The sequence below is a fragment of the Acrocarpospora pleiomorpha genome, from assembly GCF_009687885.1.
GTDB classification, from domain to species: Bacteria; Actinomycetota; Actinomycetes; order Streptosporangiales; family Streptosporangiaceae; genus Acrocarpospora; species Acrocarpospora pleiomorpha.
In genome coordinates this window covers 63,615-85,500 of sequence record NZ_BLAF01000036.1, presented here as the reverse complement: position 1 = coordinate 85,500, position 21,886 = coordinate 63,615, and the positions used below count along the sequence as shown (strand labels likewise).

The following is a 21,886-nucleotide window of genomic DNA, read 5'->3' as shown; positions in this document are numbered from 1 at the left end:
TACCGCCGCGAGTGTCGCGACTGGCCGGATTTCGTACACGCTGGGGCTGGAGGGCCCGGCGGTGACGGTGGACACCGCCTGCTCGTCGTCACTGGTCGCGATGCACATGGCGACGCAGGCACTGCGCTCGGGCGAATGCGATCTGGCGCTGGCCGGTGGCGCGACCGTCATGGCCACCCCGTTGGCGTTCATCGACTTCAGCACCCAAGGAGGCCTGTCGCCCGATGGCCGGAGCAAGTCTTTCGCTGACGCGGCGGACGGCACCAGCTATTCCGAGGGCGTGGGCATGGTGGTGCTGGAGCGTCTGTCGGACGCTCGGCGCAACGGTCACCAGGTGCTGGCGATCGTCCGTGGCTCGGCGGTCAACCAGGACGGCGCTTCCAACGGGTTGACCGCGCCGAACGGTCCTTCGCAGCAGCGGGTGATCCGGCAGGCACTGGCAGGTGCCGGGCTGTCTCCCGCTGGAGTGGACGCGGTGGAGGCGCACGGTACCGGTACGACGCTGGGCGACCCGATCGAGGCGCAGGCGCTGCTGGCGACCTACGGGCAGGACCGGCCGGAGGGCCGGCCGCTGCTGCTCGGCTCGATCAAGTCGAACCTCGGTCACACGCAGGCGGCTGCCGGTGTGGCGGGTGTGATCAAGATGGTCATGGCCATGCGGCATGGCGTGCTGCCCAAGACGCTGCACGTGGACGCGCCGTCCTCGCACGTGGACTGGGCCTCGGGCGCGGTGGAACTGCTGACCGAGCCGGTGGAGTGGCAGCGGAACGGTCACCCGCGCCGGGCCGGTGTGTCCTCGTTCGGGATCAGCGGCACCAACGCCCACGTGATCTTGGAGCAAGGACCGGAAGGTGCTACGCGGCCGGAGGTGGAAGAGCCCGCCGGGTCGGCCGGTGGCGTGGTGCCGTGGGTGATCTCGGCGAAGACTCCGGAGGCGTTGCGTGGTCAGGCGCGTCGTCTGGCGGCGCAGGTGGAGGCCGACGATCTGGACCCGGTGGATGTGGGGTCGTCGTTGGTGGTGTCGCGGTCGGTGTTCGAGCACCGCGCGGTGGTGGTCGGCCGCGACCGCGAGGAACTGCTGGCGGGCCTGTCCGTGGTCGAGGCCGGTGAGTCGGCGGCTCACCTGGTCACGGGTGTGGCCGATGTCGTCGGGAAGTCGGTGTGGGTGTTCCCGGGTCAGGGGGCTCAGTGGGTGGGTATGGGCGGGCGGCTGCTTGAGGAGTCGCCGGTCTTCGCTGGTCGGATGGCGGAGTGCGCGGCGGCGTTGGAGCCGTTCGTGGACTGGTCGCTGCTGGATGTGATCCGGCAGACCGAGGGTGCTCCGGGGCTGGATCGGGTGGATGTGGTCCAGCCGGTGTCGTTCGCGGTGATGGTCTCCTTGGCCGCCGTCTGGGAGTCCCTAGGAGTCCGCCCCGACGCCGTGATCGGCCACTCTCAGGGCGAGATCGCCGCTGCGGTGGTCGCGGGTGCCCTGTCCCTGCAGGACGGCGCACGAGTCGTGGCCCTGCGCAGCCGCCTGATTGCCGACCGGCTGGCCGGGCTCGGCGCGATGGCCTCGGTGGCGTTGCCGGTCGAGCAGGTACGCGAGCGGCTGGCCGTCTGGGACGGACGGGTGTCGGTCGCGGCGGTCAACGGCCCTCGCTCGGTGGTGGTGGCCGGTGAGGTGCAGGCCGTCGAGGAGCTGGTCGAGCGTCTGACCGAGGACGGGGTGCGGGTTCGTCGGATCGCGGTGGACTATGCCTCGCATTCGGCTCAGGTTGATCTGATCGGTGCGGAACTGGCCCAGGTCCTGGCGGAGGTGACAGGGCGTGCGGTGCGGGTGCCGATGCTGTCGACCGTGACCGGCCAGTGGCTGGAAGGGCCGGAACTCGACGCGGCGTACTGGTGTGACAACCTGCGCAACACGGTCAGCTTCGCCCCGGCGATCGGGCAGTTGCTGGAGCAGCGGTACCGGGCGTTCGTGGAGGTGAGCCCGCACCCGGTGCTGACAATCGGCATCGGCGAATGCGTGGACGAGGCCGCAGCAGATGCGGTGATCACCGGGACGCTGCGCCGCGACGAGGGTGGGCTGGACCGGGTCCTGGTCTCGGCCGCTGAGCTGTTCGTGCGCGGTGTAGCCGTGGACTGGCGGGCCGTGCTGGCTGGCGGTCGCCGGGTCGATCTGCCGACCTACGCCTTCCAGCACCAGCGGTTCTGGCCGAACGCCGCCCGGCAGAGCGGTGATGCCCGTGTTCTGGGTTTGTCCGCGACAAGGCACCCTCTGCTGGGGGCGGCCGTGGGCCTGGCCGATACCGATGGAATGGTGCTGACCGGCCGGTTGTCGGTGAGTACGCAGCCGTGGCTGGCCGATCACGTGGTGGCGGGCTCGGTCGTGGTGCCGGGCAGCGTGTTCGTGGAACTGGCGGTCCGGGCGGGTGACCAGGTCGGCTGCGATGTGGTCGAGGAGCTGACGCTGGCCGCGCCGCTGGCTCTCGCCGAGCACGACGCGGTAGTGGTGCAGGTGTCGGTGGGCGCGCCACAAGAGGGCCGCCGGAGTCTGAGCGTGCACACGCGTCTGGCGGACGGAGACGACGATGGGCAGTGGGTGCTCCATGCCACGGGCACTCTCACCACGGGCACTCTCACCACGGGCCTCGCGCCTTCGCCTGCCGAGTCGTTCGATGCGGCGGTGTGGCCCCCGGCCGGCGCGAGCGCGATCGAGCTGGGCGGGCTGTACGAGGAACTGGCGGAGGAGGGCATCGCATACGGTCCGGCGTTCCAGGGTCTGCGGGCGGCCTGGCGCGGTTCTGACGGCGAGGTGTTCGCCGAGCTGAGCCTGCCGGAGCAGGTCAGCGGCGCAGGGGAGTTCGGGTTGCACCCGGCGCTGCTGGACGCGGCATTGCACGCGGTGCCTTTCGCCGGGCTGAACACGGCGGGAAGCGCCTGGTCGCCGCTCTCCTGGGGCGGAGTGTGCCTGCACGCGGGCGGCGCGTCGATGCTGCGGGTACGTCTGGCCGGGATGGGCGGCGACGCGGTGTCGCTGGTCGCGGTGGACGCGACGGGTGCGCCGGTGCTGTCGGCCGGGTCGGTGGTCCTGCGGCCGGTCTCCACCGAGCAGCTTGCTCTGGACGGTCGTAACGTCGGCCGGGACGCGTTGTTCCGGGTGGAGTGGGCCGCCATGGCCGGTGCGCCGGAGGCCGCTGCGGCGCCGGTATCGGTGGGGCTGCTCGGCCGGGACACGCTGGGTGCCGCTGCGGCGTTCCGGGCGGTCGGCGACAACACGGTCGGCGACAACGCGGTCGGGGACAACGCGGTCGGGGACAATGCGGCCAGGGAGAACGCGGCCGGAGGGTCGGGCGGGCTTTCGGTGTCGGTCCACGAGGATCTCTCGTCCCTGCTGGAGTCGGGTCCGGTCCCTGGCGTGGTGTTGACGGAGCTGGTCTCGGATCCGGCGGTCGGGGTGGTGGAGTCGGCGCATGAGCTGACCGCTCGTGTTCTGGATCTGCTCCAGCGGTGGTTGGCCGATGAGCGATTCGCCGATTCGCAGCTGGTGTTCCTCACCCGGGGCGCGGTCGCGGCCGATGCTGGTGAGGCGGCGCCGGATCCGGTGGTGGCGGCGGCTCACGGTCTCGTCCGGAGTGCTCAGTCGGAGAATCCGGGCCGGTTCGTGCTGGCCGATGTCGATGGTGAGCTGTCTGACTCGATGCTGGCCGGGGTGCTGGCCTGCGGTGAGCCGCAGGTGGCGGTGCGCGGGGGTGAGGTGCGGGTTCCGCGTCTGGCGCGGATGGCGCCTGCGGAGACGGTGGAGCGGCCGTGGGATCCGGACGGCACGGTGTTGATCACTGGTGGGACCGGTGGTCTGGGCGCGCTGTTCGCTCGCCATGTGGTGGCCGAGCGTGACGTACGACACTTGCTACTGGTCAGCAGAAGGGGCCTGGAGGCTCCGGGCGCGGTGGAGCTGCAGGCCGAGCTGATCGCGCACGGCGTTGAGGTCACGATCGCGGCGTGCGACATGGCCGACCGGGACGCGGTGGCGGCGCTGCTGGCGCAGGTCGATGCCGGACATCCGCTGACCGCGGTGATTCACACCGCTGGTGTGCTGGCCGACGGGACGATCCCGTCACTGACCTCCGAGCGGCTGGACAGCGTGCTGCGTCCGAAGGTGGACGCGGCCTGGCACCTGCACGAACTCACGCGGAGCAGCGACCTGGCCGGGTTCGTGGTGTTCTCCTCGATGGCCGGGGTGACGGGCAACGCCGGTCAGGGCAACTATGCGGCGGCGAACGCGTTCCTCGACGCGCTGGCCCAGTCGCGCCGGGCGCAGGGGCTGCCCGGGTTGTCGCTGGCCTGGGGCTTGTGGGCGCAGGAAACCGGGATGACCGGTGGTCTGGGCGCGATCGAACTGCGCCGGATAGCGCGGGCGGGCATGCCGGCGTTGTCGGCTGAGCAGGGGCTGGCGGCGTTCGACGCGGCCGCCACTTCAGGGCAACCGGCGGTAGTCGCGGCACGGCTGGATCTGCCGGTCCTGCGGACGCTTGGCCAGGTGCCGCATCTCATGCGCGGCCTGGTCCGGGTGGGCCGCCGATCGGCGGTCTCCACCCCGGTGGGCGGGGACACGGAGCTGGTACGGCGGCTGGCCGGGCTGGGTGAGACCGAGCAGGTCCGGCTGGTGGTGGAGCTGGTGCGGGCGCAGGCGGCGGTGGTGCTGGGCCACCCGTCGCCGGAGACTGTCCAGGTACGGCGGGAGTTCCGTGAGCTGGGCTTCGACTCCCTCACCGCAGTGGAGTTGCGCAACCGGTTGAACATCGCGACGGGGCTGCAACTGCCGGCCACGCTGGTGTTCGACTACCCGACGCCGATCGTGCTGGCGGAGTTCCTGGTGTCGGAGCTGCTGGGCCGGCAGGACCAAGCCGTCGGGTCGGGTGCGGTAGCCGGGCCGAGGGCGTCGGTGGCGGATGATCCGGTGGTGATCGTCGGGATGAGCTGCCGGTTCCCCGGCGGGGTGGACTCTCCGGAGGGTCTGTGGCGGCTGCTGTCCGAGGGCGAGGACGCGATCTCGCCGGTCCCGTCCGATCGTGGCTGGGATCTGGCGTCGGTGTCCGGGACGGGTCTGGACATCCAGGGCGGGTTCCTGGCGGATGTGGCCGGGTTCGACGCGGGATTCTTCGGGATCTCGCCGCGTGAGGCGCTGGCGATGGACCCGCAGCAGCGGCTGCTGCTGGAAGGGGTGTGGGAGGCGGTCGAGCGGGCCGGGATCGACCCGGTCTCGCTGAAGGGCAGCTCCACCGGGGTGTTCGTGGGCACCAACGGTCAGGACTACATGAGCCTGATGATGAACGCCGCGGCAGACGTGGAAGGCCATGCCATCACCGGTATGTCGGCCAGCGTGCTCTCCGGCCGCCTGTCCTACACCCTGGGGTTGGAGGGCCCCGCGGTGACGGTGGACACCGCCTGCTCTTCGTCGCTGGTGGCGATGCACATGGCGGCGCAGGCGCTGCGCTCGGGTGAGTGCAGTCTGGCGCTGGCCGGGGGCGCCACGGTGATGACCACCCCGATCGGGTTCATCGGGTTCAGCGCGCAGGGCGGGTTGGCGCCTGATGGGCGGTGCAAGGCGTTCTCCGACACCGCCGACGGTACGACTTGGTCGGAGGGCATGGGCGTACTGGTCCTGGAGCGGCTGTCGGACGCCCGCCGCAACGGGCATGAGGTGCTGGCGGTGCTGCGTGGGTCGGCGATCAACCAGGACGGCGCGTCCAACGGCCTGACCGCGCCGAACGGCCCGTCGCAGCAGCGGGTGATCCGCCAGGCGCTGGCCGTTTCGGGGCTGTCGCCGTCCGAGGTGGACGCGGTGGAGGCGCACGGCACCGGTACCACGCTGGGTGACCCGATCGAGGCGCAGGCTCTGCTGGCGACCTACGGCAAGGACCGGCCGGAGGGCCGGCCGCTGCTGGTGGGCGCGATCAAGTCGAACTTCGGTCACACCCAGGCCGCCGCGGGCGTCGCCGGTGTGATCAAGATGGTGCTGGCGCTACGTCACGGCATGCTGCCCAAGACGCTGCACGTGGACGAGCCGTCCTCACACGTGGACTGGACCTCGGGCGCGGTGGAACTGCTGACCGAGCCCGCCGAATGGCCGCGGACCGGCCGTCCGCGCCGGGCGGGTGTCTCCTCCTTCGGGATCAGCGGCACCAACGCCCATATCATCCTCGAGCAGGGGCCGGCGGCTCCGCGGATCGAGGCCGGAACGGTGGCGCGGGACGATGCGCCGGTCGCAGGTGTGCTGCCGGTGCTGGTGTCGGCCCGTACCGCAGGGGTGTTGCGGGCGCAGGCCGGGCGGCTGGCCTCGCATGTGGAGCACCATCGTGAGGTGGCGCTTGCCGATACGGCGTTCGCGCTGGCCACGACCCGTCCGGCGTTCGAGCATCGTGCGGTGGTGCTGGCCGGGGACCGTGATGGCCTGCTGGCCGGGCTGGGCGCGCTGGCCGAGGACCTGCCGGGGGCGGGTGTGGTGCGCGGAGTGGCGGCGGAGCCGCGGCTCGCGGTGCTGTTCACCGGTCAGGGCAGCCAGCGGGCGGGCATGGGCCGGGAGCTGTACGACCGCTTCCCGGTCTTCGCGCGGGCGCTGGACGAGGCGATCGCCGAGCTGGACCCGCTGCTCGACGATTCGCTGCGGGAGGTGCTGTTCGCCGAGCCGGGTACGGCCGAGGCGGAGGCGCTGGATCAGACCGGGTGGGCGCAGCCGGCGCTGTTCGCGGTGGAGACCGCGCTGTTCCGGCTGGTGTCCTCGTGGGGTATCCGGCCGGAGGTGCTGGCCGGGCACTCGATCGGGGAGATCACCGCGGCTCACGTGGCCGGGGTGCTGTCGCTGGCCGACGCGTGTGCGCTGGTGGCGGCCCGGGCACGGTTGATGCAGGCGCTTCCTGCCGGTGGTGCGATGGTGGCGGTGCAGACCTCCGAGGAGGAGGTCGCCGAGCTCCTGGCCGGGCGCGAAGACCACGTGTCGATCGCGGCGGTGAACGGCCCGGCCTCGATGGTGATCTCCGGGGCCGAGCAGCCGGTCCTTGAGGTCGCCGCCGCGCTGGCGAAGCGCGGGGTGCGCACCAAGCGGCTGCGGGTGTCGCACGCGTTCCACTCGCCCCTGATGGACCCGATGCTGGAGGACTTCCGCACGCTGGCGAGCAGGCTCACCTACAACCCGCCGCGAACTCCGATCGTGTCCACCCTGACCGGGCAGGCGGCCACGGCCGAGCAGGTGTGCTCGCCGGATTACTGGGTGGATCAGGTCCGTGGCGCGGTCCGCTTCGCCGACGGCGTCCGCACGCTGGAGACTCAGGGCGTACGGGCGTATCTGGAGCTGGGCCCCGACGGCGTCCTGACCGCGATGGCACAGGACACCCTTGCCGCTGAGATCGATAGCGTGCTGGTGCCGGTGCTGCGCCGGGACCGGGACGAGCGCGAGGCCGCCATCGAGGCGCTGGCTCAGCTGCACGTGCACGGCGTACCGGTGGACTGGCAGGCGGTGCTCCCGCGCGGGCGCCGGGTCGACCTGCCGACCTATGCCTTCCAGCACGAGCGGTACTGGCCCGCGGGGGCGGCTTCCCGGGTGGGGAATGTGGCTGCGGCGGGGCTGGCGGTGACGGATCATCCGCTGCTGGGCGCCGCCGTGGGTCTGGCCGACTCCGACGGGGTGCTGCTGACCGGCCGTCTGTCGCTCTCGTCGCATCCGTGGCTGGCCGATCACGCGGTGGCCGGCACGGTGATCTTCCCGGGTACCGGATTCCTGGAACTGGCGATCCGTGCGGGTGACCAGGTCGGATGTGATCTGGTGGAGGAGCTGACCCTGACCGCGCCGCTGGTGCTGACCGAGACCGATGCCGTCGCGGTGCAGGTGTGGGTGGGCGCCGCCCAGGAGACCGGCCATCGGAGCGTGAGCGTCTACGCCCGGTCGGCGCAAGCCGCCGACGATGTGCCGTGGACGCGGCACGCCACCGGCACGCTCGCGACCGGCGCGTCCACTGCCGTGCCGTTCGACGCGGCGGTCTGGCCTCCGCAGGGGGCGACCGAGCTCGAGCTGGACGGGCTGTACGAGGGACTGGCTTCGGGCGGGTTCGAGTACGGCCCGGTGTTCCAGGGGCTGCGGGCGGCCTGGCGCGGTGCCGACGGTGCGGTGTTCGGCGAGGTCGTCCTGCCCGAGCAGGCGCAGTCGAGCGCGGGTTCGTTCGGGGTGCATCCGGCGCTGCTGGACGCGGCGTTGCACGCGGTGACCTTCGCCGGTCTTGACGATTCCGAAGGCGGCCGGCTGCCGTTCTCGTGGAGTGAGGTGAGCCTGCACGCCACCGGGGCGGCGATGCTGCGCGTGCGGCTGAGCCGGACCGCCGCCGACTCGGCCACGCTGACGGCGGTGGACGCCGCGGGGGAGCCGGTGCTGTCGGCGCGCTCGCTGGTGCTGCGCCCGTTCTCGCCCGGCCAGATCGCCGCTGCGGGTGATGTCCAGGCGGCGGAGCGCGACGGGCTGTTCCGGCTGGAATGGACCGCGCTCTCCGATGTCCCGGTGGCCGATCCGGTGCCGGCGGCTGTGGTCGGCTTCGCGGCGTCCGAGCCGGACGCGCTGGGCCTCGCGGCAACGTGGGAGTCGGTCGCGGTTCACCGTGATCTGCCGGCCCTGGCCGAGGCGGGGCCGGTGCCAGGTGTGGTGCTGGCCGGGATCGAGACCACGCCGGGTGTGGACGCGGTGGACTCGGCGCATCAGGTGACCCGTGAGGTGCTGGGCCTGTTGCAGAGCTGGCTGGCCGAGGAGCGGTTCGCCGAGTCGCGACTGGTGTTCCTCACCCGGGGTGCGGTCGCGACGGACGAGGGCGAGGAGGCCACCGATCTGGCGGCTTCCGCGGTCTGGGGGATGGTGCGCAGCGCGCAGGCGGAGAACCCCGGCCGGTTCGTGCTGGTCGACGTGGACGAGGAGTCGGTGCGGCTCGGTGCGCTGAGCGGGCTGCTGGGCGGGGTGCTGGCTTCCGGCGAGCCGCAGGTGGCGGTGCGCGACGGCGCGGTGCGGGCGCCGCGACTGGCGTCGCTGGCGTCGGGCGCGGGTCTGCTGCCTCCGTCCGGTACGGACTGGCGGCTGGGGAGCAGGGCCAAGGGCAGCCTGGACGCGCTGGAACTCATCACCTACCCGGGAACGGGAACGGCTGAGCCGTTGGCGGCCGGGCAGGTGCGGGTGGCGGTGCACGCGGCCGGAGTCAACTTCCGTGACCTGCTGGACGCGCTGCACGCGCTGGGCTGGTTCCAGGACAAGGTCGGCCTGATGGGCGGCGAGGCCGCCGGCGTGGTGCTGGAGGTCGGCTCCGAAGTGGAGGACCTGCGCCCGGGGGACCGGGTGGCCTGTCTGACCGAGGGCGCGTTCGGCCCGGTGGTCACCAGCTCCCCGGTCCTGTCCAAGATCCCTGACGGGGTTTCCTTCGAGCAGGCGGCGACGATTCCGGTGACGTTCCTGACCGCCTACTACGGGCTGATGGATCTGGCCGGGTTGCGGCCGGGCGAGTCGCTGCTGGTGCACGCCGGTACGGGCGGTGTGGGCATGGCGGCCATCCAGCTGGCCCAGCGGCTGGGGGTCGAGGTGTATGCCACGGCCAGCCCGGCCAAGTGGGACGTGCTGCGTTCGATGGGCATCCCAGACGATCACATCGCCTCGTCGCGGACCTTGGAGTTCGAGGAGCAGTTCCGCGCGGTCCGCGGTGAGCGGGGGATCGATGTGGTGCTCAACTCGCTGACCGGGGAGCCCATCGACGCCTCGGCGCGACTGCTCCGTCCGGGCGGCCGGTTCATCGAGATGGGCAAGCTGGACATCCGCGACCAGGCGCAGTTCCCCGGGCTGACGTACCACTGGTTCGATATGCTGGACGCCGGCGCCGAGCGGCTGCAGCAGATCCTGGCCGAGGTGATGGAGCTGATCGCGGCCGGTGAGTTGCGGCCGTTGCCGTTCACGGCGTGGGATGTGCGCCGGGGCCGTGAGGCGTTCCGGTACATGAGCCAGGCCCGGCACACCGGCAAGATCGTGCTGACCATGCCACGCCGGTGGAACCCGGAAGGCACCGTGCTGGTCACCGGCGGCACCAGTGGCCTGGGTGCGGAGGTGGCCCGGCACCTGGTGGCCGAGCACGGGGTGCGGCATCTGCTGCTGGCCAGCCGCCGAGGCCCCGACGCCCCCGGTGTGACAGAGCTTCACCAGGAGCTGAGCGATCAGGGCGCCCGGGTCACCGTCAGCGCCTGCGACATGGCCGACCGGGACGCGGTGGCCGGCCTGCTGGCCGGGATCGACGCCGAGCATCCGCTGACAGCGGTGATTCACGCGGCTGGAATCGTGGATGACGGGACGATCGCCTCGCTGACACCGGAGCGAGTGGATGCGGTGCTGCGGCCGAAGGTCGATGCGGCCTGGCACCTGCACGAGCTGACCCAGGGCCTGGACCTGGCCGAGTTCGTGGTGTTCTCCTCGCTGGCCGGGCTGATAGGCAACGCGGGGCAGGGCAACTACGCGGCGGCCAACGCCTGGCTGGACGGGCTGATGGCGCAGCGCCGGGTACAGGGGCTGCCGGGGCTGTCGCTCACCTGGGGACTGTGGGCGCAGGCCACCGGGATGACCGGGGGCATGTCGCAGGCCAGCGTGCAGCGGATGGCCACCGCCGGGATTCCACCGATCAGCACCGAGCAGGGGCTGGCGCTGTTCGACGCGGCCATCGGCTCGGATTCACCGCTCGTGGTCCCGGTGCGGATGAACCTGTCGGCGATGCCCGCTCAGCTGGTGCCGCCGTTGCTGCGCGGGCTGGTCCGGGGCACTCGCCGTACGGCCGCCGCGCTGTCGGCGGCCGGAGGCGGTGGCGCGGGCGAGGCGCTGTCCCGGCAGCTGGCCGCTCTGGCCCACCCGCAGCGGATCCAGCTGCTGGTCGACCTGGTCCGGGCGCAGGCCGCCGCAGTCCTCGGGCATTCCTCCGTGGAGGGGGTGGATGTCCGGCGGGAGTTCCGTGAGCTGGGCTTCGACTCGCTGACCGCGCTCGAACTGCGCAACCGGCTCAACGACGCCACCGGGCTGCGCCTGCCCTCCACCCTCGTCTTCGACTACCCCACCCCCACCGCACTCGGCGAGTACCTGCTCAGTGAACTGCTCGGCCTGCACGGCGACGCGATTCTGCCGGTGGTCGCCACCGCGGTGGCGGACGACCAGATCGCCATCGTCTCGATGGCCTGCCGTTTCCCCGGCGGGGTGAGCTCTCCGGAGGATCTGTGGCGGCTGGTCGCCGACGGCCGGGACACCATCTCCCCGGTGCCCAGGGACCGGGGCTGGCAGGTGCAGGGCGAGCTGGGCTTCCAGGGCGGGTTCCTCGTGGACGCGGCCGAATTCGATCCTGGCTTCTTCGGTATTTCGCCGCGTGAGGCGCTGGCGATGGATCCGCAGCAGCGGGTGCTGCTGGAGACGTCATGGGAGGCGATCGAGCGGGCGGGGATCGACCCGGTCTCGCTGCGAGGCAGCCGTACCGGTGTGTGGGCCGGGGCGATCTTCCACGACTACGGGATGAGCGCTGAGTTCTCGCCGGATGTGATGACCTTCGTCAGCACCGGTAGCGCCGGAAGCATCCTCACCGGCCGTGTCGCGTACGCGCTGGGTCTTGAGGGTCCGGCGGTGACGGTGGACACCGCGTGTTCTTCGTCGCTGGTGGCGATGCACATGGCGGCGCAGGCGCTGCGCTCGGGCGAATGCGATCTGGCGCTGGCCGGCGGCGTGAGCGTGATGGCCACGCCGGGCGTGTTCATCGACTTCAGCGCGCAGGGCGGGCTGGCCGGCGATGGGCGGTGCAAGGCGTTCTCCGACACCGCGGACGGCACCGGCTGGTCCGAGGGCGTCGGCCTGGTGATGCTGGAGCGGCTGTCTGACGCCCGCCGCAACGGCCACCATGTGCTCGCGGTCGTGCGTGGCTCCGCCGTCAACCAGGACGGCGCGTCGAACGGGCTGACCGCTCCGAACGGTCCTTCGCAGCAGCGGGTGATCCGCCGGGCGCTGGCCGTCGCGGGATTGTCCGCCGCGGACGTGGACGCGGTCGAGGCGCACGGCACGGGTACGACGCTGGGTGACCCGATCGAGGCGCAGGCGCTGCTGGCCACCTATGGGCAGGATCGGGAGGAGGGTCGGCCGCTGCTGCTGGGTTCGGTGAAGTCGAACCTCGGTCACACGCAGGCGGCCGCGGGTGTGGCCGGTGTGATCAAGATGGTCCTGGCGATGCGGCACGGGGTGCTGCCTCAGACGTTGCACGTGGATGCGCCGTCGTCGCACGTGGACTGGGCCTCCGGCGCGGTGGAGCTGCTGACCGAGCCGGTGGAGTGGCAGGAGAACGGTCGTCCGCGCCGGGCGGGCGTGTCCTCCTTCGGGATCAGCGGCACCAACGCGCACGTGATCTTGGAGCAGGGGCCGGAGGCTTCTGTCTCGGAGCCGGTGGAACAGGTGCCGGGTGTCGTGCCGTGGGTGGTTTCGGCGAAGACCGAGGAGTCGTTGCGTGGCCAGGCCCGTCGTCTGGCGGCGCACGTGGAGGCCGGCGATCTGGACCCGGTCGACACGGCGTTCTCGCTGGTGGTGTCGCGGTCGGCGTTCGAGCACCGCGCGGTGGTGGTCGGCCACGACCGCGAGGAACTGCTGGCGGGCCTGTCCGTGGTCGAGGCCGGTGAGTCGGCGGCTCGGGTGATCGCGGGAGTGACCGACGTCGATGGCAAGTCGGCGTGGGTGTTCCCGGGTCAGGGAGCGCAGTGGGTGGGCATGGGCAGGCGGCTGCTTGAGGAGTCGCCGGTCTTCGCCGGTCGGATGGCGGAGTGCGCGGCGGCGCTGGAGCCGTTCGTGGACTGGTTGCTGCTGGACGTGATCCGGCAGACCGAGGACGCTCCGGGGCTGGATCGGGTGGATGTGGTCCAGCCGGTGTCGTTCGCGGTGATGGTGTCGCTGGCGGCGCTCTGGGAGTCACTGGGGCTTCGCCCCGACGCCGTGGTCGGCCACTCTCAGGGCGAGATCGCGGCCGCGGTGGTCGCGGGTGGCCTCTCGTTGCAGGACGGTGCCCGGATAGTGGCGTTGCGCAGCCGTCTGATCGCCGACCGGCTGGCGGGGCTTGGCGCGATGGCGTCGGTGGCGTTGCCGGTCGAGCAGGTGCGTGAACGGCTGGCCGTCTGGGACGGCCGGGTGTCGGTCGCGGCCATCAACGGCCCCAGTTCGGTGGTGGTGGCCGGTGAGGTCGTCGCGGTCGAGGAACTGGTTGAGCGGCTTGCCGCTGAGGAGGTGCGGGTCCGGCGTATCGCCGTGGACTATGCCTCGCATTCGGCTCAGGTCGATCTGATCGGTGCGGAACTGGCCCAGGTCCTGGCGGAGGTGGCTCCGCGTGCGGTGCGGGTGCCGATGTTGTCGACGGTGACCGGCCAGTGGCTGGAAGGGCCGGAACTCGACGCGGCGTACTGGTGTGACAACCTGCGCAACACGGTCAGCTTCGCCCCGGCGATCGGGCAGTTGCTGGAGCAGCGGTACCGGGCGTTCGTGGAGGTGAGTCCGCACCCCGTGCTGACGATCGGCATCGGCGAGTGCGTGGACGAGGCCGCGGTGGACGCGGTGATCGCTGGGACCTTGCGCCGGGATGAAGGCGGGCTGGACCGCCTCCTGGTCTCGGCGGCCGAGCTGTTCGTGCGCGGCGTGGCGGTGGACTGGCAGGCGGTACTGACCGGTGGGCGCAGGGTCGATCTGCCGACCTACGCCTTCCAGCACCAGCGGTTCTGGCCGAACGCCAAGCAGAGCGGTGATGCCCGTGTTCTGGGCCTGTCCGCGACGAGGCACCCGCTGCTGGGCGCGGCGATGCCGCTGGCCAACTCCGACGGGGTGGTGCTGACCGGGAGGTTGTCGCTGAGCGCCCAGCCGTGGCTCGCCGATTACGTGGTGGCGGGTTCCGCGGTGGTGCCGGGCAGCGTGTTCGTGGAGCTGGCGGTCCGGGCGGGTGACCAGGTCGGCTGCGATGTGGTGGAGGAGCTGACGCTGGTCGCGCCGCTGGCGCTGGGCGAGGGCGAGGCCGTCGCTGTCCAGGTATGGGCCGATGCCACGCAGGAGCAGGGCCGCCGAAGCCTGAGCGTTTACGCCCGGTCGGCGGACGCGGCCGATGATATGCCGTGGGTGCTGCACGCCACCGGCACGCTCGCGACCGGTACTCCGGAATCCGCGCCGTTCGATACGGCGATGTGGCCCCCAGCCGGGACGACCGCCATCGAACTGGATGGCCTTTACGATGAGCTGGCCACCCGAGGGCTGGCATACGGTCCGGCGTTCCAGGGTCTGCGGGCGGCCTGGCAGGGTGCTGACGGTGAGATCTTCGCCGAGCTGAGCTTGCCGGAGCACGTCGGCGGAGCGGATTCGTTCGGGTTGCACCCGGCGTTGCTGGACGCGGTCCTGCATGTGGTGCCGATCACCGGGCTGGACGATTCCGAGGCTGTCCGGGCACCGTTCTCCTGGGGTGAGGTGTGCCTGCACGCGGGCGGCGCGTCGATGCTGCGGGTACGGCTGGCCAGGGCGGACGGCGACGCGGTGTCACTGAGCGCGGTCGACGCGGCCGGGGAGCCGGTGGTGTCGGCCCGGTCGGTGGTCCTGCGACCGATCTCCACCGAGCAGCTTGCTCTCGATGGTCGTGACGCCGGGCGGGACGCGTTGTTCCGGGTGGAGTGGGCCCCCATGGCCGGTGCGCCGGAGGCCGCTGGGGCGCCGGCAACGGTGGGGCTGCTCGGCCGGGACACGCTGGGCGCCGCAGCGGCGTTGCGGGCAGCCGGCGACAACGCAGCCGGCGACAACCCGGCCGGAGAGTCGAGCGGACTTTCGGTCCACGAGGATCTCTCGGCCCTGCTGGAGTCGGGTCCGGTCCCGGGCGTGGTGTTGACGGAGCTGGTCTCGGATCCGGCCGCAGGAGTGGTGGAGTCGGCGCATGCGCTGACCACCCGCGTGCTGGATCTGGTGCAGCGGTGGCTGGCCGATGAGCGGTTGGCCGACTCGCGTCTGGGGTTCCTTACTCGGGGCGCGGTCGCGACCGAGGGCGAAGCGGCGCCGGATCCGGTGGTGGCCGCGGCTCGAGGTCTTGTCCGTAGCGCCCAGTCGGAGAATCCGGGCCGGTTCGTCCTGGTCGATGTGGACGATCAGGAGATCTCCGTACCGCTGCTGGCCGGAGTGCTGGCGTCGGACGAGCCGCAGGTGGCGGTGCGCGGTGATGAGGTGCGGGTGGCCCGGCTCGCACGGGTCGTGCGCGGCCCCGAGGCCGAACGGCCGTGGGATCCGGACGGCACGGTGCTGATCACTGGTGGGACCGGTGGTCTGGGCGCGCTGTTCGCCCGGCATGTGGTGGCCGAACGCGACGTACGGCATCTGCTGCTGGTCAGCCGCCGGGGCCTGGAGGCTCCGGGTGCGGCGGAGCTGCGGGCCGAGCTGATCGCGCACGGCGTCGAGGTCACGATCGCGTCCTGCGATGTGGCCGACCGGGACCACGTGGCTGCCCTGCTGGAGCAGGTGCCGGCCGAGCATCCGCTGACCGCGGTGATTCACACCGCCGGTGTGCTGGATGACGGCACGATTCCCTCGCTGACGCCGGAGCGGCTGGACGCGGTGCTGCGGCCGAAGGTGGACGCCGCCTGGCATCTGCACGAGCTGACCCAGGACCTGGACCTCGCGGCGTTCGTGCTGTTCTCCTCGCTGGCCGGGGTGATGGGCAACGCCGGGCAGGGCAACTACGCGGCGGCGAACGCGTTCCTCGACTCGCTGGTCCAGCTGCGCCGGGCGCAGGGGCTGCCCGGGTTGTCGCTGGCCTGGAGCTTGTGGGCGCAGGAGACCGGAATGACCGGCGGCCTCGGTGCGATCGAGCTGCGCCGCATAGCGCGGGCGGGCATGCCGCCGCTGTCGGCCGAGCAAGGACTCGCGGCGTTCGAGTCGGCTGCCACGTCGGGCCAGGCGGCGGTGGTGCCGGTGCGGCTGGATCTGTCGGTGCTGCGCACGTTCCCTGAGGTGCCGCATCTGATGCGGGGCCTGGTGCGCGCAGGCCGCCGATCGGCGGTCTCCACCCCGGTGGCCGGAGACGCGGAGCTGGTACGGCGGCTGGCCGGGCTGGGCGAGAACGAGCAGGTGCGGCTGGTGGTCGAGCTGGTGCGCGCTCAGGCCGCGGTGGTGCTGGGGCACGCGTCGGCGGACGCGGTCCAGGCGCGGCGGGAGTTCCGCGAGCTGGGCTTCGACTCCCTCACCGCCGTGGAGTTGCGCAACCGGTTGAACACGGCGACGGGGCTGCGGCTGCCGGCCACGCTGGTGTTCGACTATCCGACGCCGGCCGTGCTGGCCCGATTCCTGGTGTCGGAGTTGCTGGGTCGCCAGGACCAGGCCGTGGCCTCGGGTGTGGTGGCCGCGCAGAAGGCGGGAGTCGCGGGCGATCCCATCGTGATTGTGGGCATGAGCTGCCGGTTCCCCGGCGAGGTGAACTCGCCGGAAGAGCTGTGGCGGCTGCTGTCCGAAGGCGAGGACGCGATCACCCCCTTCCCCACCGATCGCGGCTGGGACATGGAGATGCTGTTCGGGTCGGACAGCCGGGGCAGCAGCGCGACCGATCAGGGCGGGTTCTTGCCTGATGTGGCCGGGTTCGACGCCGGGTTCTTCGGGATCTCGCCGCGTGAGGCGCTGGCGATGGACCCGCAGCAGCGGTTGCTGCTGGAAGGTGTCTGGGAGGCCGTCGAGCGGGCCGGGATCGACCCGGTCTCGCTGAAGGGCAGCTCCACCGGGGTGTTCGTCGGCACCAACGGCCAGGACTACTCAAGCTTGATCGTGGGCGCTCAGGCGGATGTCCAAGGCCATGGCGTCACCGGTCTGTCGGCCAGCGTGTTGTCCGGCCGTCTCTCGTACACGCTGGGTCTTGAGGGCCCGGCGGTGACGGTGGACACCGCGTGTTCTTCGTCGCTGGTGGCGATGCACCTCGGGGTGCAGGCGCTGCGCTCGGGCGAGTGCGATCTGGCGCTGACCGGTGGCGCGACGGTGATGGCCTCGCCGCTGGGGATCATCGGTTTCAGCGCCCAGGGCGGGCTGGCGCAGGACGGCCGGTGCAAGGCCTTCGCCGATACGGCGGACGGCACCAGCTATTCCGAGGGCGTGGGCATGGTGGTCCTGGAGCGGCTGTCGGACGCCCGCCGCAACGGGCATCAGGTCCTGGCGATCGTCCGTGGTTCGGCGATCAACCAAGACGGCGCGTCCAACGGCCTGACCGCGCCGAACGGTCCTTCGCAGCAGCGGGTGATCCGGCAGGCGCTGGCCAACGCCGGAGTGTCGCCGTCCGAGGTGGACGCGGTCGAGGCACACGGCACGGGAACCGCGCTGGGCGACCCGATCGAGGCCCAGGCCCTGCTGGCGACCTACGGCAAGGACAGGCAGGAGGACCGCCCGCTGCTGTTGGGCGCGATCAAGTCCAACATCGGTCACACGCAGGCGGCTGCGGGTGTCGCCGGTGTGATCAAGATGGTCATGGCCATGCGGCACGGGATGCTGCCCAAGACCCTGCACGTGGACGAGCCGTCCTCGCACGTGGACTGGACCTCGGGCGCGGTGGAGCTGCTGACCGAGCCCGCCGAATGGCCGCGGACCGGCCGTCCGCGCCGGGCGGGTGTCTCCTCGTTCGGGATCAGTGGCACCAACGCCCATGTGATCTTGGAGGAGGGGCCGGAGGTTCCGGCCGGTCCGGATGTGGAGGATCAGGCGCCGCCCGCTGGTGTGGTGCCGGTGCTGGTCTCGGCCAAGACGGATCAGGCGTTGCGGGCGCAGGCCGGGCGGCTGGTCTCGCATGTGCGGGAGCGCGGCGAGGTGGCGCTGGCCGATGCGGCGTTCGCGCTGGCCACGACGCGGTCGGCGTTCGAGCATCGTGCGGTGGTGCTGGCCGGGGACCGTGATGGTCTGCTGGCCGGGCTGGGCGCGCTGGCGGAGGACCTGCCGGGTGCGGGTGTGGTGCGCGGGGTGGCGGCGGAGCCGCAGCTGGCGGTGCTGTTCACCGGTCAGGGCAGTCAGCGGGCGGGGATGGGCCGGGAGTTGTATGACCGGTTCCCGGTGTTCGCGGAGGCGTTGGACGAGGTGATCGCCGAGCTGGAGCCTTCGCTTGAGCCGATCGGGCTGGGTCGTTCGTTGCGCGAGGTCCTGTTCGCCGAGCCGGGCACGCCCGAAGCCGATGCGCTGGACCAGACCGGATGGGCGCAGCCGGCGCTGTTCGCGGTGGAGACCGCGCTGTTCCGGCTGGTCGAATCGTGGGGGGTCCGGCCGGATGTGCTGGCAGGGCACTCGATCGGGGAGATCACGGCCGCTCACGTGGCCGGGGTGCTCTCACTGAGCGATGCGTGCGCGCTGGTGGCGGCCCGGGCGCGGTTGATGCAGGCGCTCCCGCCCGGTGGGGCGATGGTCGCGATCCAGGCGTCGGAGGATCAGGTCGCTGAGCTGCTGGCCGGGCGTTCGGATGAGGTGTCGGTCGCGGCGGTCAACGGTCCTGCCTCGCTGGTGGTCTCCGGTGTCGAGGAGGCGGTGCTTGAGGTCGTCGCCGCGCTGGAATCCCAGGGCGTCAGGACGCGGCGGCTGCGGGTCTCGCACGCCTTCCACTCGCCGCTGATGGACCCGATGCTGGAGGACTTCCGCACGCTGGCGAGCAGGCTCGCCTACAACCCGCCGCGAACTCCGATCGTGTCGACCCTGACCGGCCAGGCGGCCACGACCGAGCAGGTGTGCTCGCCGGGCTACTGGGTGGACCAGGTCCGTGGCGCGGTCCGCTTCGCCGACGGTGTCCGCACGCTGGAGACTCAGGGCATACGGGCCTATCTGGAGCTGGGCCCCGACGGCGTCCTGACCGCGATGGCCCAGGACACCCTTGCCGCTGAGTTCGACAACGTGCTCGTGCCGGTGCTGCGCAAGGATCGAGACGAGCACACGGCGGTGATGACGGCGCTGGCCCGGCTGCACGTCCACGGGGTGCCGGTGGACTGGCGGGCGGTGCTCCCGAGGGGAGGCCGGGTCGATCTGCCCACCTACGCCTTCGAGCACCGCAGGTACTGGCCCGACAGCGCCGGTTCCGGCGGAGGGAACGTGGCGGCGGCGGGTCTGGCCGCCGCGGATCACCCGCTGCTGAGCGCGGCGGTCGGGTTGGCCGACTCCGATGGGATGGTGCTGACGGGACGTATCTCGCTGCGAACGCATCCGTGGCTGGCCGATCACGCGGTGGCCGGGACGGTGGTCTTCCCCGGCACCGGGTTCCTTGAGCTGGCGGTCCGGGCGGGTGACCAGGTCGGCTGCGATGTGGTCGAGGAGCTGACGCTGGTCGCGCCGCTGGTGCTGGGCGAGGGCGAGGCGGTCGCGGTGCAGGTGTCGGTGGCCGCGCCGGAGGAGTCGGGCCACCGGAGCGTGAACATCTACGCCCGCTCGGCGCAGGCCGGGGAGGATGTGCCGTGGGTGCGGCACGCCGCCGGCACGCTCGCGACCGGTTCTCCGGCAGCAGGGTCGTTCGATGCGGCGGTTTGGCCGCCGACCGGCGCGACCGCCGTCGAACTGGACGGCTTCTACGACGAGCTGGCAGACCAAGGACTGGAATACGGTCCGGTGTTCCAGGGGCTGCGGGCGGCCTGGCAGCGCGATGGTGAGATCTTCGCCGAGGTGGCGCTGCCCGAGCAGGCGCAGTCCGAGGTGGGTGCGTTCGGGTTGCATCCGGCTCTGCTGGACGCCGCGCTGCACGCGGTGATCTTCGCTGGTCTTGACGATTCCGAAGGTGGCCTGGTGCCGTTCTCGTGGGCCGGGGTGTCCCTGGAGGCCGGGGGAGCGTCGGTGTTGCGGGTCCGGCTGGCCCGTACCGCCGCCGACTCGGTGGAGCTGGCGGCGGTGGACGCGGCGGGTGCGCCGGTGGTGTCGGCGCGGTCGGTGGGGCTGCGGCCGGTATCCGCCGGAGAACTGGCCGTGTCGGACCGCGGCATCGGCTGGGAATCGCTGTTCGGGGTCGAGTGGAAGGCCGTGGCGGGTACGCCGGAGACCGGGGAGACCGGCGACGTGGCGGTGTTCGGATTGGACGACTTGGGAGCGGCCACGGCGGATGCGGTACCACCCGTGGTGGTGATGGAGGTGGCCTCGGATCCGGCGGCTGGAGCGGTGGATTCGGCGCACATGCTGACCACCCAGGTGCTGGGGGTCGTGCAGCAGTGGCTGGCCGATGAGCGGTTCGCCGATTCGCGGCTGGTGTTCCTCACCCGGGGTGCGATCGCCGCGGGTGACGGTGAGACGGTCGCGGATCTGCCGGCTTCCGCGGTGTGGGGTCTGGTCCGTAGCGCCCAGTCGGAGAACCCGGACCAGTTCGTGCTGGTCGATGCGGACGAGCACGAGATCTCCGCACCGGTGCTGGCCGGGGTCCTGGCGTCGGGCGAGCCGCAGGTGGCGGTGCGCGAGGGTGAGATGCTGGTGCCGCGGCTGGCGCGGGTACTGCCCGATAGCCCTGACATTTCCGATATCGACTCGGCCCCGGACGGTGCCCGTCCGTGGGCTCCGGACGGCACAGTGTTGATCACTGGCGGGACCGGTGGTCTGGGTGCGCTGTTCGCCCGGCATGTGGTGGTCGAACGCGGTGTTCGGCACCTGTTGCTGGCCAGCCGTAGGGGCCTGGATGCTCCGGGCGCGGTGGACCTGCAGGCTGAGCTGATCGCGCACGGCGCCGAGGTCGAGATCGCCACCTGTGACCTGGCCGACCGGGACCAGGTCGCGGACCTGCTGGCCGGGATCGATGCCGGACATCCGCTGACCGCGATCATTCACACCGCCGGTGTGCTGGCCGATGGGACCATTCCGTCGCTGTCGGCGGAGCGGCTGGAGATCGTGTTGCGGCCGAAGGTGGACGCGGCCTGGCACCTGCACGAGCTCACCCAGGACATGGACCTGGCCGGGTTCGTGGTCTTCTCCGCGCTCGCGGGTGTCGTCGGCGCGCCTGGCCAGGGCAACTACGCGGCGGCGAACGCGTTCCTGGACGCCCTGGCCCAGCTGCGCCGCGCGCGGGGGCTGGCCGGGTTGTCGCTGGCCTGGGGTTCGTGGGCTCAGGACAGCGGCATGACCGGCACGTTGAGCGGCACCGAGATGCGGCGGCTCGCCCGCCCGGGTATGCCGCCGCTGTCGGCCGAGCACGGTCTCGCCGCGTTCGAAGCGGCCACCGCCTCGGCCCGGGCGATGGTGGTACCCGTGCGGCTGGACCTGCCGGTACTGCGAGCGATGGGCGAGGTCCCGCACCTGATGCGCGGCTTGGTCCGCGTCGGCCGCCGCGCCGCGGCCTCCACCTCCGCGGGCGGAGGGGAAGAGCTGGTCCGCCGCCTGGCGGAACTGGACGAGGCCGAGCAGGTGCGGCTGGTGACGGAGCTGGTGCGCACGCAGGCGGCACTGGTCCTGGCACACGAGTCGGCAGAGGCGATCCAGCCGGGACGGGAGTTCCGCGAACTGGGCTTCGATTCCCTCACCACGGTGGAGCTGCGCAACCGGCTGAACGCGGTGACGGGACTGCGGCTGCAGGCCACCGTCATCTTCGACTACCCCACCCCCGCGAGCCTCGCCGAACATCTCCTGGCGGAAATCGCGCCCGGGGAGAACAAGGCCACGGAACTGTCCTTGCTGGCCGATCTCAACCGCTTCGAGACGGCGCTTTCCGGCCACGCGCTGAACGAGGTCGCGAGAAACGGCATCGTCACCCGGCTGCGCCACCTGCTGGCGACGGTGAGCGAGACCGGCACGGAGACTAGTGAAATCACAGTCGCCGAAGTGCTCGAATCGGCGAGTACCAAGGACATTCTCGGCTTCATCGAAAGCGAGCTGGGCCGCCTCAAAGATCTGTGA

At 71.7% G+C, this 21,886-nt stretch carries 1 protein-coding gene (running past one end of the window); it reads left to right on the top strand.

Going from position 1 to position 21,886, the window contains the following annotated elements; translation table 11 throughout:
• Positions 1 to 21,886: the 3' end of a type I polyketide synthase gene (locus Aple_RS54760; RefSeq protein WP_246264854.1), read on the top strand. It extends 27,422 nt beyond the left edge of the window; 21,886 of the gene's 49,308 nt are visible here — the last part of the coding sequence; its start codon lies off the left edge, out of view; the stop codon is at positions 21,884 to 21,886.